This window comes from Rhodococcus sp. KBW08, assembly GCF_003852455.1.
Lineage (GTDB): Bacteria > Actinomycetota > Actinomycetes > Mycobacteriales > Mycobacteriaceae > Rhodococcus_F > Rhodococcus_F baikonurensis.
Window position 1 is genome coordinate 83,046 of the sequence record NZ_QAJJ01000009.1, and the last position, 13,251, is coordinate 96,296.

12 protein-coding genes are annotated in these 13,251 nt (G+C 63.3%); 6 read left to right on the forward strand and 6 right to left on the reverse strand.

The features are described 5' to 3' along the window. Positions 1-72: 72 nt before the first annotated feature. The gene (gene pgi / locus DBV08_RS11165) at positions 73-1,728 is read left to right on the forward strand and encodes a glucose-6-phosphate isomerase (protein ID WP_124567466.1); all 1,656 of its coding nucleotides are present in this window, start codon (positions 73-75) and stop codon (positions 1,726-1,728) included. A 21-nt stretch (positions 1,729-1,749) separates the two neighbouring features. Here the strand turns inward: pgi and DBV08_RS11170 are convergent, their stop codons facing one another. Continuing rightward, positions 1,750-2,562, reverse strand: coding sequence for an FAD:protein FMN transferase (locus tag DBV08_RS11170; protein ID WP_095971087.1), 813 nt, complete (start codon positions 2,560-2,562; stop codon positions 1,750-1,752). A 900-nt stretch (positions 2,563-3,462) separates the two neighbouring features. On the opposite strand from DBV08_RS11170, the gene DBV08_RS11175 reads away from it, so the two are divergent. Further along, entirely contained in the window at positions 3,463-3,906 is a 444-nt protein-coding gene (locus DBV08_RS11175; protein WP_003946341.1) for a helix-turn-helix domain-containing protein, read from the forward strand. A 13-nt stretch (positions 3,907-3,919) separates the two neighbouring features. Here DBV08_RS11175 and DBV08_RS11180 read toward each other — a convergent pair whose 3' ends face one another. Genes DBV08_RS11180 through DBV08_RS11190 form a run of 3 tightly spaced genes read right to left on the reverse strand, consistent with a single transcriptional unit; the run spans position 3,920 to position 6,021 of the window. Beyond that, positions 3,920-4,738 (reverse strand): ABC transporter permease, encoded by an 819-nt coding sequence (locus DBV08_RS11180; RefSeq protein WP_095971088.1) that lies wholly within the window; start codon positions 4,736-4,738, stop codon positions 3,920-3,922. Continuing rightward, positions 4,698-5,549: an ABC transporter ATP-binding protein gene (locus DBV08_RS11185; RefSeq protein WP_124567467.1), complete on the reverse strand. Its 852-nt coding sequence runs from the start codon at positions 5,547-5,549 to the stop codon at positions 4,698-4,700. Before DBV08_RS11185 ends, DBV08_RS11180 begins: the two co-directional genes overlap by 41 nt. A gap of 1 nt (position 5,550) precedes the next feature. Then, on the reverse strand, positions 5,551-6,021 hold the full coding sequence (locus tag DBV08_RS11190; RefSeq protein ID WP_124567468.1) for a MarR family winged helix-turn-helix transcriptional regulator: 471 nt from the start codon (positions 6,019-6,021) through the stop codon (positions 5,551-5,553). Positions 6,022-6,144: 123 nt separating this feature from the next. Here DBV08_RS11190 and DBV08_RS11195 point away from each other — a divergent pair, with 123 nt between their 5' ends. Then, positions 6,145-6,648, forward strand: coding sequence for a hypothetical protein (locus DBV08_RS11195; RefSeq protein WP_095971091.1), 504 nt, complete (start codon positions 6,145-6,147; stop codon positions 6,646-6,648). 3 nt (positions 6,649-6,651) lie between these two features. On the opposite strand, the gene DBV08_RS11200 is transcribed toward DBV08_RS11195, so the two are convergent. Both DBV08_RS11200 and DBV08_RS11205 read right to left on the reverse strand, forming a co-directional pair. After that, entirely contained in the window at positions 6,652-7,974 is a 1,323-nt protein-coding gene (locus DBV08_RS11200) for an NAD(P)/FAD-dependent oxidoreductase (protein WP_124567469.1), read from the reverse strand. Continuing rightward, positions 7,974-8,726, reverse strand: coding sequence for an SDR family oxidoreductase (locus DBV08_RS11205; protein WP_095971093.1), 753 nt, complete (start codon positions 8,724-8,726; stop codon positions 7,974-7,976). The genes DBV08_RS11200 and DBV08_RS11205 overlap by 1 nt, the downstream gene beginning before the upstream one ends. Positions 8,727-8,808: 82 nt before the next feature. Here DBV08_RS11205 and DBV08_RS11210 point away from each other — a divergent pair, with 82 nt between their 5' ends. The 3 genes from DBV08_RS11210 to DBV08_RS11220 are packed head-to-tail and all read left to right on the forward strand — an operon-like array spanning position 8,809 to position 13,246. Further along, complete coding sequence (locus DBV08_RS11210) at positions 8,809-10,218, forward strand: NAD(P)/FAD-dependent oxidoreductase (protein ID WP_124567812.1); 1,410 nt, start codon at positions 8,809-8,811, stop codon at positions 10,216-10,218. A 29-nt stretch (positions 10,219-10,247) separates the two neighbouring features. After that, positions 10,248-11,777 carry a carboxylesterase/lipase family protein gene (locus DBV08_RS11215; protein WP_124567470.1) on the forward strand — a complete coding sequence of 510 codons (1,530 nt, stop codon included), beginning with the start codon at positions 10,248-10,250 and terminating at the stop codon, positions 11,775-11,777. After that, positions 11,774-13,246 carry a carboxylesterase/lipase family protein gene (locus tag DBV08_RS11220; RefSeq protein WP_124567471.1) on the forward strand — a complete coding sequence of 491 codons (1,473 nt, stop codon included), beginning with the start codon at positions 11,774-11,776 and terminating at the stop codon, positions 13,244-13,246. Before DBV08_RS11215 ends, DBV08_RS11220 begins: the two co-directional genes overlap by 4 nt. Positions 13,247-13,251: the final 5 nt, after the last annotated feature.

The window sequence follows — 13,251 nt, forward strand, 5'->3', positions numbered from 1 at the left end:
CCGGCGCGTACGTCTGCTGGCGAGTAAGACTCGCGAGGAAGTTTCCAGCCTGTGCCACTAAAGTCGATGATCGTGAGCACTGATATCACCGGAACCTCAGCCTGGCAGAAACTGCGCGCTCATTACGCCGACATCGAAGGCGTTCACCTGCGAGAACTCTTCCAGGACGATCCCGCCCGCGGGCGCGAGTTGACGATCGACGCCGGTGATCTTCACATCGACTACAGCAAGCATCGCGTCAGCCGCGAGACTCTCACGCTGCTCGTCGACCTGGCCCGCGAGGCCGGCGTCGAGGCACGACGCGACGCGATGTTCGCGGGCGATCACATCAACACTTCGGAAGACCGCGCCGTACTGCACACTGCGCTGCGTCTGCCCAAGGGTTCTGATCTGACCGTCGACGGTCAAGACGTCGTGACGGACGTTCACGAAGTTCTGGACGCGATGGGCGCTTTCGCTGATCGTGTGCGCAGTGGCGAGTGGACCGGAGCTACCGGCAAGCGCATCCGCACCGTCGTCAACATCGGCATCGGCGGTTCCGACCTCGGGCCGGTGATGGTCTACCGTGCACTGCGGCACTACGCCGATGCCGGAATCAGCGTCCGGTTCGTCTCCAACATCGACCCGGTCGACCTGGTCGGGCAGCTCGACGACCTCGATCCGGAGACGACGCTCTTCATCGTCGCATCCAAGACATTCTCCACCCTCGAGACGCTCACCAACGCGACGGCGGCAAAGCGTTGGCTGTTCGCCGGTCTGGGCAGCGAGGACGTCTCGGCCGTAGCCAAGCACTTCGTCGCAGTCTCCACCCACGGCGACCGCGTGGCGGAGTTCGGCATCGACACCGCGAACATGTTCGGGTTCTGGGATTGGGTCGGCGGGCGCTACTCCGTCGACTCGGCGATCGGCTTGTCGGTCATGTGCGCCGTCGGACCCGTTCGTTTTGCGGAGTTCCTCGACGGATTCCACCAGATCGACACGCACTTCCGAAACCAACCGCTCGAGCAGAACGCACCGGTCCTCCTCGGCCTCATCGGGCTCTGGTACTCGAACTTCTTCGGTGCTCAGTCGCGCGCGGTGCTGCCCTATTCCAACGACTTGTTGCGCTTTCCTGCCTACCTGCAGCAGCTGACCATGGAGTCCAACGGCAAGTCGGTGCGCGCTGATGGCTCACCGGTGACCACGTCCACCGGTGAAATCTTCTGGGGCGAGCCGGGAACCAACGGCCAGCACGCGTTCTATCAGCTCCTGCATCAGGGCACATGGCTCGTGCCCGCCGATTTCATCGGCTTCGCGGAATCCACCGACGACCTGCCGACGGCGGACGGCACCGGATCCATGCACGATCTGCTCATGAGTAACTTCTTCGCTCAGACAAAGGTTCTCGCGTTCGGCAAAACGGCAGAAGAGATCGCGGCAGAGGGCACGGCACCGGAGTTGGTTCCGCACAAGGTCATGCCAGGCAACCGGCCTTCGAGCACCATCTTGGCGAAGGAGCTGACCCCATCGGTCGTCGGTCAGCTGATCGCTCTCTACGAGCATCAGGTCTTCGTCGAAGGTGCTGTGTGGGGTGTCAATCCGTTCGATCAGTGGGGCGTCGAACTCGGCAAGACACAGGCCCTGGAACTGGGGCCTGCGCTCTCTTCCGAAGAGGCACCCGGCGACCTCGGCGACACGTCAACCGACGCACTGGTGCACTGGTACCGCACAGAGCGCGGACGGGCCTGACGTCACGCGGCGAACCTGAATTCACGCGGCTGCCGGGCCGAACCAGCTTTCCGTTGTGTACACGCGTCCGGATCGGTCGACGAGCCGAGCGCGAAGCTCTTGCTGTTCAACCCATTTGATCGCACTGATCCCCCGGATCAACGCTGCTTCGCTCGCGGCGTACGCCCACACCGCGTCGTCAGCAATCACCGAGACCTGTGCCCACTCCGTGGAGGGCCGCTCCTGGTTCGGCTCCCAGGAGGGCAGCTCTCCCGCCCGCGCCGTCGCCATCGCAGTTCCGTTGACCAGTTCGACTTCCTCGCTGCCCGGCACCGGAATCTGCCAGCCACCGGCCGGCGCGTGGCCGGCCGTGGCGATCACGTCACCGATCCGCACGGCAACGCCACATTGTAATTCGGCGGCGACGATCTGCGCGGCGCGATCGACGGTGTCCGCCTTGGCAACTCCGGTGATGTCGAACGACGCACCCCACGGTGCGTACACCACGTCTCCGTCGAGCTGTACGTCCTCGAACGTCGGGGTCGGGTGCACCGGAGGGATGGATTCGTCCTCGGAGAAATTGTCGGCAAGCGGATTGACCGCCCCACCGGTCATACGGGCCGCCCACAGCGCCGATCGCAAGAGAGCAGACATGCGCCGAGTCACTTTGACCGGAGTTCCCTGAGCGAGGTTGACGGCGTGAATCTCGGCGTCGCCCCGGCGAAGGTCGCACACCGCCTCGGTTTCGTCGATGGCAGATGCGATCAACGCGTGCGCAGTGGGCAGCGCAGCGCCCTCGGTGACATCCACCTCCACGGCGGAATCCCACATCGCCCACTTCTCGACACTGACCATGTCAGTCCTGCCCTTCGAACACCGTGTTGTAACCAGTATGCGCCGGTCAGCAAGCCCCGTGCCATAATGCGTTTCCGAGGCCGAGGCCCACATGCTGCAGGCTGAGCATCGCGGCACGGCACCACCGGCTGGATCTGTGCGACAGAATTGCCGCCCGGACTGTCGCTCTCCGTGGGCAAGGCGCGTAGTCCTCCGAATGGCGCTGACGGGCACCCGACTACGACGGACGTCGACTACTACTGGTGCAGCAGGCAATTCCGATCAGAAAGACGCAGAGGCGACGCTCGACGTGTCCAGCGGGGATGCTGCTCCTCGAGCCCGGTGTGCCGCAGCAACACGTCCGAGCGGCGCCGATATCACCGCACGAGATAGTGGCGAACGACGAGAAGCACTGTGTTCCAACGTCGATGACATACCAATCGGCCGCTTTCGGAGCGCGTCACTTTCGACAGGTGGACGCACCCGACCGCTCACTCTCGACCGCAAAAAATACGCTTCGTCACTACGCGCGAGAGTCGAGCAGAGCACCGGGACGGAGTTCCGAACACGCGGCGCGCCAACCGCCGCAGAGAGTGACGCCGTGCGCCCGCCAGCAGCTCCTGCACGTTACAGACCAAGCAGGAATGCATCGACTCGAAATGGATAGGACCGGCTGAAAGAACCTGCAGCACAATGGCGTAACCACCGCCGTTTGGCTTATACGCTACCGCCGCACACCTTGGCAAAACGAACGGTCAGTACGCGGCGTAAATCACATACTTTACAAAGTCTTTGGAATCTCTCGGCGCCAAATATCCGCAGGTGAAAGGACTTTCGACCGGAGTCCAGAATAACCGTGTCGTCTACTATGTGAAAACTGCGAAGTAGCTGTGACGCTGGGTCACGCTCGAGGGAGGAATTGTGACCGATTCATTCAAGGACCGCTTGAACGCCTTGTACCCGGCCACAGCACCGAGACTCACCAACGCACAAGTTGTGGAAGCCCTTTCACAACGCGGATGCAAGATTTCGACACCGTACCTCTCTCAGCTCCGGAGCGGTGTGCGCACAAATCCGTCGGAGCAAGTCGTTTTGGCATTGGCCGATTACTTCGGCGTAGCAGCAGAGTACTTCTTCGGTCCGACGCCTCGGCAGGATCCCGAACTGATTCCGGAAGAAGACCGTTCGGTTGTCGAAGAGTTCCACGACAGCGAATTGCGTTCTCTGGCCATAAAAGCGGTCGATCTCTCCCCTGAATCGCAGGATTTGCTCTCGTCGATTGCGGAGAAACTTCGCTCGTCCGAAGGACTCCCGGCTGTACCTCCGGATTGCAGCACGTACACCCCACCGTTCACTCGTGACTGATCCAGCGTGACTATCAGCGAGTCAACCGGCCCAATAGTGCCGAGGCGGTGACGATTCCGAGCAGCGCCGCCCCGATCAGCACGCCGAAGTCGACGAGGTAGTTGGTCGGCATTCCGATCAGCAGACCGCGCAGTGCCGACACCTCGTAGCTCAGCGGGTTGATGCGGCTGAGCCACTGAACCCACGTCGGCATGAGTTCGACCGGGTAGAGCGCATTGGACGCAAAGAACAGTGGCATGGTGATTGCCTGCCCGATGCCCATCAATCGATCTCGTTTGAGCACGATCCCCGCGATCGCAACCGACAGACAGGCGAAGAACGCGGAGCCGAGGACAACGACGGCCACGACGCCGAGCAGCTTGATCGGATTCCACGTCATGCTCACGCCCAGCAGTGCCGCCACGACGACTACGACCACGGCCTGGGCTACCGCGCGGATCCCGGCGGCGAATGCCTTACCGGTCACCAATGCAGCGCGCGGCGTCGGTGTGACCATCAACTTGGTGAGGACTCCTGCGTCACGCTCCCAGATGATCTGGATTCCGTAGAAGATCGCAACAAAAAGAGCGGACTGCGCAATGATGCCCGGCGCGAGAAAGTCGAGATACGGTACGTCGCCAGTCGGGATCGCTCGGATATGACTGAACGTCTGACCGAAGATCACCAACCAGAGGATCGGCTGGATTGCGCGCGTGACCAATTCAGATCGGTCGTGCCGCAACTTCTGAACTTCCACGAGGCAGAATGTGTAGATTCTCGAGAGCAATCGGGCAAAGCCGTTGGTAGTGGGATCAGCCCAAGCGGCGCGCTGTGCGACGGGCAGTGCGGACATCGCGGAGACCTCCTGACTTGTCGCCGGTGAGGTCGTCGCCGGTGTAATGACGGAACACGTCTTCGAGGGTGGACTCCGGCCCCAGTTCGGCGGCCAACGCGCTCGGCTCGCCCACTGCACGAAGTTCACCGTGATGCATCAACGCAACACGATCACAGAGCTCCTCGGCTTCTTCCATGTAGTGCGTGGTGAGCAGGACAGTCATGCCGTACTGCTTCTGCATCTCCGTCACGCGCTGCCAGACGGATTCGCGGGCAATGGGATCCAGCCCCACCGTCGGTTCGTCGAGTACCAGCAGCGACGGTCGGTTCACCAGTGCCTGCGCAAGTTCGAGCCTTCGCACCATACCGCCGGAGAAACTCGACGCGAGACGATCACCTGCATCGAGCAGATCCACCATCTCGAGCGCTTGGTCGACGCGCTCGCGTCGTTCGGACCGCGGAACGTCGTACAGGCGCGCGAACCAGGTCACGTTCTCGCGTGCGGTCAATGCGCTTTCGATCGAGAGCTGTTGTGGCACGTACCCGAGGTAGCGCCGAATCGCCATCGCTTCGGTACGAACGGAGCGACCGAGAATTCGAATGTCACCGTCTGGCAGAGGAAGTAACGTGTTGAGCAATCTGATCGTCGTCGTCTTTCCTGCACCGTTGGGACCGAGCAGGCCGAAGCACTCCCCCGCGTTGACAACCAGACTCAGGTTGTCCACCGCACGGTGATCACCGAACTTGTATGTCACCGAGTCGATCTCGACCGCGTGTGCGCCGGGGTCAGGTGAACCTGCCGCTCGGCTCTTCCACCACTGTGTCAGCATCTCACTGCCCCTCGCCTTCTGATCCGGCTGCTGCCAGAGCGCTCGCCAATCGCGACAGGGCCGGAAGCGCAGCCTCGATGCTCGCCCTGTCTTCCTCGGTCAAACTCGACAATGCCTGGCCGACGATCACGCTCCGGCGATCGCGCCACACTTCGACGCGGGCGCGCGCCTCGTCCGAGAGCACCAATCGCGCGACGCGTCGATCGGACTCGTCGGCAACGCGTTCGATCACTCCTTCGTCGACCAGCTGCCGAACCAAGGTGGACACCGTGTTTGCCGCAACACCCAATCGCCCGGCAGCCTCGGCCACGGACAGACCCGGGTTGCGTCGTAGCAGCCTGACGAGTTCGATCTGGGCTCCTCCGAGCGGTCGTTCTGCAAACGGCCGCCCCGACGCCTTCCTGGTGCCCCGGCGCAATTGACCGAGCGTTTCCAGGACGTCGTCCGCAAGATCTGCTCCGAATTCATCCACACGTAACAATAGCTCTGTAACAGAGCTATTGTCGAGGCAACAATCGACCAGCGTTTTCAGCTCGCCTTCACCGGGTATCCCCGACTGCTTGCCCCGAGCACTCCCGCCCAGAACGGAGACGTCATGCGCAGACAGTGGTTGTTCGCGACGGTTGCGAGTACCGCCCTCGTCCTCACCGGTTGCTCGCCCGACGCCCTCGATTCCGGGGACAGCGCAGACAACGTCACTGCCATTTCGACGTCGCTGTCGCCACCCGCTGCCGCTGATGCGCCCCTGCTGAAGACCGCCGACTCCCCGCTCGGGACGATCGCCGTCGACGGCGAAGGCATGACCGTCTACGTCTACAACCCGGACGAGGAGAACTCACAAGCCGGATCGTGTGACGAAGCGTGCCTTCGATACTGGCCTGCGGTCACCTCGGTCACCGACTCACCCATCGTCGAAGGAATCGACGCTGTCATCAGCACCGTCGACGGGCCGGAGGGGTCCTTCCAGATCACTGTCAACGGCAAGCCCGTTTATCGGTACCTCGACGACAAGGTTCCCGGCGACATGCTCGGGCAGAGCGTCGGCAGCCTGTGGTGGATGATCGACGCCGCCGGGAACCCCGTGTTCAAGACCGAGTAGCCCTCAGTTGTACGGCTGCCGAGCGGTTTCGGGGTCGCCGTACGTGATTGCCCGTTCCCGACGGGTTTTCGACGCCAGGGTCGCGCCCCAGTTCAGCACCGTGCTGGCGCGGTTGCGGAACCCGGCGAGGAACGCGATGTGGATGATTCCCCAGGACACCCACCCGATGAACCCGGACAACTGGACCGGCCCTGCCTGCAGCAACGCATGGCGACGTGAAATGTAGGCCGCAGTTCCAAGATCGCGGTACTTGAATGGTTTTCGGTTGGGTACACCGTTCTCGACGGTTGCCGCGATCCGGGCCCCGGCGTGCCGACCGCCCTGCATCGCCACCTCGGCGACACCGGCAAGTTTGTCCCGAGACATGAGATCGCCCACCACGTAGACGTTCGGGTGGCCGGGGACGGTCAGATCGGCTTCCACTTCGATGCGGCCACCGCCGACCTGCTTCACACCCAGCGCAGTGGCCAGGGCCTCGGCGAACGGCACTGCTTCGACGCCTGCGGTCCACAGAATCGTCCGAGTCTCGTACTGCCGCTTCTCTTTTGTCTTCTTGTCCGTCGTCTCGATGCTGGTCTCGCACACATCGGTGACATGTACACCGAGGTGCGTCTCGACGCCGATCCCGTCGAGAGTGCGCTTGGCTGCGGCCGAAAGTTTGCGACTGAACGAGGGCAACACACGATCGTCCCCGTGGAAAAGCAGCACCCGCGCTTCGTCCGGGTCGATGGACCGAAACTCGTTGGTCAGAGCGTGCATTGCCAATTCACGGATCTGTCCGGCCAATTCGACTCCGGTCGGCCCACCGCCCGCCACGGCGAAGGTCAGCCACGGTCGACGCTCCTCCGCCGTCGGGAGCGATTCCGCCATCTCGAACGCGGCAATGAGACTGCGTCTGATGGCCAAAGCGTCGTCGAGCGTTTTCATGCCGGGCGCCCATTTGATGAACTCGTCCTGACCGTGGTACGACTGCCGCATTCCGGCCGCCACGATCAGGTAGTCGTACGGCAGCTCGAAGGTGGAACCGTCGAAACGACTGGCAGTCAGTACCCCGGCGTCCGCGTCGACCGACTTCGCCTCGCCCAGCACGACGTTCGTGTTCTTGTTGTCCTCGAGCAGATGACGCAGCGGACTTGCGATCTGTCCTTCGGAGAGCAGACCCGTAGCGCACTGGTAAAGCAGTGGCTGGAAGACATGGCTGGTTCCCCGGTCGATCAGAACCACCTCGACGTCGGCCTTCTTGAGTCGTCTTGCCGCGTACAACCCACCGAAGCCGCCACCGACGATCACTACCCGGGGCTTACCGTTCGAAATGTGGATGCTCATCAGACGAACCTCGCTGTCACGGAGTTGGGCAGGAATCGTAGGGCCGCATCTATTCCCTGCCACTTGAGGCCGGGTAGCGCCGCTCTAGTGGTTTCCTTCTCGATGGCGTCGACCATGGCGCTGACGCCTTCGTCCAAACTCGCCATGAGTGCCGCGTCGTCGCCCGCGCCGGCCGACATGTCGGTCTTGATGAACCCCGGCAACAAGGTGGTGACCCGAATAGGTGTGCGCGACAACTCGATACTGAGCGCCTCACCGAGAGCCGCTACCCCGGCTTTGCTCGCCGAGTAGGCCGCCTTTGGCCCGGGTAGCCCTCGATCCGCGCTGATCGAGGAGACGAGAACCAGGTGTCCGGCGTCCTGCGCGCGGAAGATCTCGAGTGCCGCTTCACACTGCGAAAGCGCACCGACAAAATTCGTCTGGGCTGTTGCGAGATTGGCGTGCGCTTTGCCGGTGCCGATCTTCGCGCCCTTGCCGAGTCCGGCGTTCACGATCACTCGGTCCAGGCCACCCAACTCGTCGCGCAGCTCGCCGAAAACTCGGACGACGGAATCGTGTTCGGTCACATCGAGTTCGCGTACCGCGACGCTGATCGAGGGGTATTGCGCGACCAACTCCTCACGCAGCGAGTCGAGACGATCGGTCCGCCGGGCACACAGTGCGAGGTCGCGACCTGCTGCGGCAAATCTCCTGGCCATCTCCTCCCCGAGACCCGAACTGGCACCCGTGATCAAAATCTTCTGCCGCGTCATGGGTGCAACTGTAGCCACCATCGAGCTCTCGTACCCGGCAGTAACCGAGCGAACTCGGACCGATCCGGCATACCGTGGAGCCATGACCGACGAATTCGATGTCATCGTGATCGGCGGTGGGCCCGCCGGCGAGAACGCCGCTGCATACGCCATCGCCGGAAGCAATCGCACCGCCGCAATCGTGGAACACGAGCTGGTCGGTGGTGAATGCTCGTACTGGGCTTGTATGCCCAGCAAGGCTCTGTTGCGTCCAGGGCAGGTCCTCGAGGCGGCCGAGGCATTGCCGGGAATTCCAGCCGGACCGCTCGACGTCGAGGCCGTCCTGAAACGGCGTGACTCGTTCACCCACAACCACGACGATTCGTCCCAGGTCGACTGGGCCACCTCAGTCGGGATCACCGTGATCAGAGGCCACGGGGTGATCGACGGTGAGCGGGCCGTGACCGTCGACGGGACCCGCAAACTCCGCGCCCGCCAGGCCGTTGTACTCGCGACCGGCACTACTGCCACTGTCCCGAAGACGCCGGGGTTGCGAGAGGCACTCCCGTGGACTTCTCGCGATGCGACCAATCTGCACGAAGTTCCGTCGCGTGTGGCGGTCATCGGCGGCGGAGTTGTCGCTACGGAGTGCGCAACGTGGTTGTCGTCGTTCGGCGCTCACGTGACACTGCTCGTGAGGGGCGATGCGCTGTTGAAATCGGCGGAACCGTTTGCCGGAACGATGGTGGCCGAAGCACTCGGCGCCCGCGGGGTGGACGTTCGACTGAGCACCGCCGTCAACTCGGTGTCGCGACCCGATGCCAAGGACACCGGTGAGGGCCACATCCACGGTGGACCTGTCAGCATCGAGACCTCTTCCGGTCTGATCGAGGTCGACGAGGTCATCGTCGCGGCGGGCCGCGGGCCGACATCTGCCGAGCTCGGCTTGTCCGTCATCGGCCTCGAGGACGGCAAGTACGTCACCACCGACGATCACCTCTGTGCCCAAGGTGAATGGCTCTACGCCGTCGGCGACATCAACGGTCGTTCTCCCCTCACTCACATGGGCAAGTATCAGGCGAGAGTCTGCGGAGATGTCATCGCCGCGCGGGCCGAGAGTCGCGGACTGCGGGGACCTCGATACACGGCCTCGGCAGACAACGGACAGGTGCCCCAGGTGGTGTTCACCTCACCCGAGATCGCCTGGGTAGGGCGCACCGAGAAGACAGCTCGCGCCGACGGCTACGACGTCGAAGTCGTGGAGATCGAACTCGCCGTCGCGGGATCGTCGCTGCTACGCGACGACTACTCGGGACGCGCGAAGTTGGTGATCGACAAGGCCACCGACGTGATCCTCGGCGCCACCTTTGCCGGACCCGAAGTATCGGAGCTGGTGCACGCGGCGACAATCGCGGTTGTCGGCGCCGTACCGTTGGAAACTCTCTGGCATGCGGTGCCCTCGTATCCGACGGTCAGTGAGGTCTGGCTTCGACTACTGGAGGCTCGCCGCTGACGCGCTCCCGAAGTACGTATAGTCGCGACATGGCGTCCGACATACTTGTGACCACGGCCGACGGCACCCTGCGCGGTCGCCGGGTGGGAAAACTTCGTGCCTGGCGCGGAATTCCCTACGCCCGGCCACCGGTCGGAACGCTGCGTCTGACGCGGCCTCAGCCCGTCACGCCGTGGACCGGAGAACGAGACGCGACCAGGTTCGGCGACGCCTCGGTCCAACACAAGAAGGGGCTGTTGCTCGCGCCAGGGAAGTACCAGCCCAGTAGCGAGGACTGCCTGACACTCAACGTACTCGCTCCGGCGAACACCGGCAGTACGCCGCTCCCCGTCATGGTTTTCATCCACGGCGGGGCGAACACCATCGGAACCTCCGCCACCGGCCTGTACTCCGGCGTGTCCCTCGTCGAACGCGGCAACGTAGTCTACGTCTCGATCAACTACCGGCTCGGCGCTCTGGGGTACCTCGATTTCAGCCCGTTCTCCACCGCCGAGCGCGTGTTCGACTCCAATCTCGGACTTCGCGATCAAGTCGCGGCCCTGCAGTGGGTGCAACGCAACATCGCCGCCTTCGGTGGGGATCCCGAAAAAGTCACGATCTTCGGTGAATCCGCCGGAGCCACTGCCGTCACCACCCTGATGGCTACACCGGCCGCCAAGGGGCTCTTCGCTGGTGCCATCGCCGAGAGTTCGGCTCCGGACCTGGTCTCGAGCACACAGCGATCGCACGCCTGGGGTGCACGTTTCGTCGAGATTCTCAATTCCGGACTACCACCCGCGAAAGCTTTGACCTCGGCGACAGCCGTCGAACTGGGCCGAGCGGGCAGCAAACTCGGCGCCGAGGTGCTGGCGAACACGCCCGGACTACATCCCTTCGGGCCGGTCGTCGACGGCGACTTCCTGCCGCGCGCGCCCTTGGATGCCTTCAAAGAAGGATCGGCACACCGGGTTCCGATGATCATCGGAACCAACAGGCGGGAGGGAACGCTGTTCCCGAAGGTGCTCGACGCGCTCCCGACCAACCCGTCGCGCATCGACACCATGTTCGCCCTCACCGATCCCGAGGCCGGAAAACGCATCCTCGCAACCTATCCCGGATACCCGGACGAGCAGTCCGCGATCGACGTCGGCGGCGACGTCACGTTCTGGCACCCTTCCGTGGAGTTGATGCAGGCTCACGCGCAATCGGCGCCGACGTACGCCTACCGGTTCGACTTTGCTCCGACGATGATGCGCTGGCTCGGCCTCGACGCCACTCACGGATTCGAGATGTTCGCGGTCTTCGGTATCGGTGACACCGTGATCGGTCGCGGTCTCACTCTTCCCGGCGGTCGGCGAGGATTGCGGGCAGTCACCGAATCCGTTCAGGGACACTGGCTTCACTTCGCCAAGCACGGGGTTCCGCGCGGATCGTGGCCACGGTACGACGCACAGCAGCGCCCGACCATGATCTTCGATCAGATCGTGCGCGTCGAGAACGACCCGAGGCGTGAACAACGCTTGGCCTGGGCCGGATACAGCGGTTACCGTAGCCACGGCACCGACATCTCTCTACCGTGACGAGCTCTCTCGAGATCACTCTCGATTCCGGAGTCGTGCGCGGTCGCGTCGATCGAGGGCTGCGCACTTGGCGGGCTATCCCCTACGCTGCTCCCCCGATCGGCCCCTGGAGATTTCGCGCGCCACAGGCTGTAGAGGCCTGGGATGGAGTCCGCCCGGCGGAAACATTCGGTTCTCCGTCTCCGCAGCGTAAGAGCAACTTCGACGAGAACTCGCTCTTCGTCAACGTCGTGGCCCCGCAGTCCCCTTCGGATTCGCTGCGACCGGTCATGGTCTTCATTCACGGCGGCGCGTACAACGGCGGGAATCCGTCAACGCCCATGTATCGCGGAACGACTCTGGTCGAGCGGGGCGACATCGTCTACGTTTCTGTCCAGTACCGGCTGGGCGCACTGGGTTACCTCGATTTCAGCGAATACTCCACTGCCGAAGAAGTGTTCGAGACGAATCTTGGATTGCGCGATCAGATTGCCGCACTGGAGTGGGTCCAGCGGAACATCGCTGCGTTCGGTGGTGATCCGGATGCTGTCACCGTGTTCGGTGAATCATCCGGCGCAAACGCGGTGACAACTCTGATGGCAACGCCGGCGGCCGAAGGGTTGTTCGCCCGGGCAATCGCTCAAAGTCCCCCGGCTGCTTCGGCATACGGAAAAGATCGAGCGCATCGGTGGGCGCGCGAGTTCCTCGGGATCGCACACGCACCGGCAACCGATCCGGCCTCGTGGCTGCGTTCCGCTTCGGTGAGGGAACTGGTCGATGCCGGCGAAGAACTTGCGCGACGCGGCGCGGACGAAGAACCGGGAACGCGGGCATTCGCCCCGGTAGTGGGTGACGATGTCCTTCCCGAACACCCGCTCGACGTATTCGCCGCCGGACGCGCCCACCCCGTTCCGCTGCTCGTCGGTTCGAATCTCCATGAGGGGCGGATCTTTCCGCGCGTTCTCGACATCTTGCCTACCAACCCGGTTCGTATCGAGAAGATGTTCTCCCACACCTCACCGGAGGTGAAAGAGCGCGCGCTTGCGGCCTACCCGACATATCCGCATCGTTTCGCTGCCGCCGATCTCGGCGGCGACATCACGTTCTGGGAACCGGCAATACTGTGCGCACAGGGCCATTGCCAGGTAGCTCCGACCTACAGCTACCGCTACGATTTTGCGCCGCGACTGCTCAGACTCATCGGCATGAACGCCACCCATGCCACCGAATTGCTTGCCGTCTTCGGACGTTCGGACGCACTCACCGCGGCCCTGACCGCGGTCGGTGGCCGGCGCGGACTGGCCGCAGTGACCTCCACCGTCCAGCGCCACTGGATTCATTTCGCCCGTCACGGAGCGCCGGACCTGGATTGGCCCGCCTACTCCGTGCCGAAGCGGCAAACGATGATCTTCGACGAGACGTCCCGGGTGGAGGACGACCCGATGGGTGAGCGCCGACGAGCCTGGATCGGTTACGAGCACCGACGCTGAAGTCC

Coding starts and splice junctions, on each gene's coding strand:
- DBV08_RS11170 (WP_095971087.1), bottom strand. CDS start 2,562: ATGGTCAGTGTCGAGAAGTGGGCGATGTGGGATTCCGCCGTGGAGGTG.
- DBV08_RS11180 (WP_095971088.1), bottom strand. CDS start 4,738: ATGTCCGCACTGCCCGTCGCACAGCGCGCCGCTTGGGCTGATCCCACT.
- DBV08_RS11185 (WP_124567467.1), bottom strand. CDS start 5,549: ATGCTGACACAGTGGTGGAAGAGCCGAGCGGCAGGTTCACCTGACCCC.
- DBV08_RS11195 (WP_095971091.1), top strand. CDS start 6,145: ATGCGCAGACAGTGGTTGTTCGCGACGGTTGCGAGTACCGCCCTCGTC.
- DBV08_RS11200 (WP_124567469.1), bottom strand. CDS start 7,974: ATGAGCATCCACATTTCGAACGGTAAGCCCCGGGTAGTGATCGTCGGT.
- DBV08_RS11205 (WP_095971093.1), bottom strand. CDS start 8,726: ATGACGCGGCAGAAGATTTTGATCACGGGTGCCAGTTCGGGTCTCGGG.
- DBV08_RS11210 (WP_124567812.1), top strand. CDS start 8,809: ATGACCGACGAATTCGATGTCATCGTGATCGGCGGTGGGCCCGCCGGC.
- DBV08_RS11215 (WP_124567470.1), top strand. CDS start 10,248: ATGGCGTCCGACATACTTGTGACCACGGCCGACGGCACCCTGCGCGGT.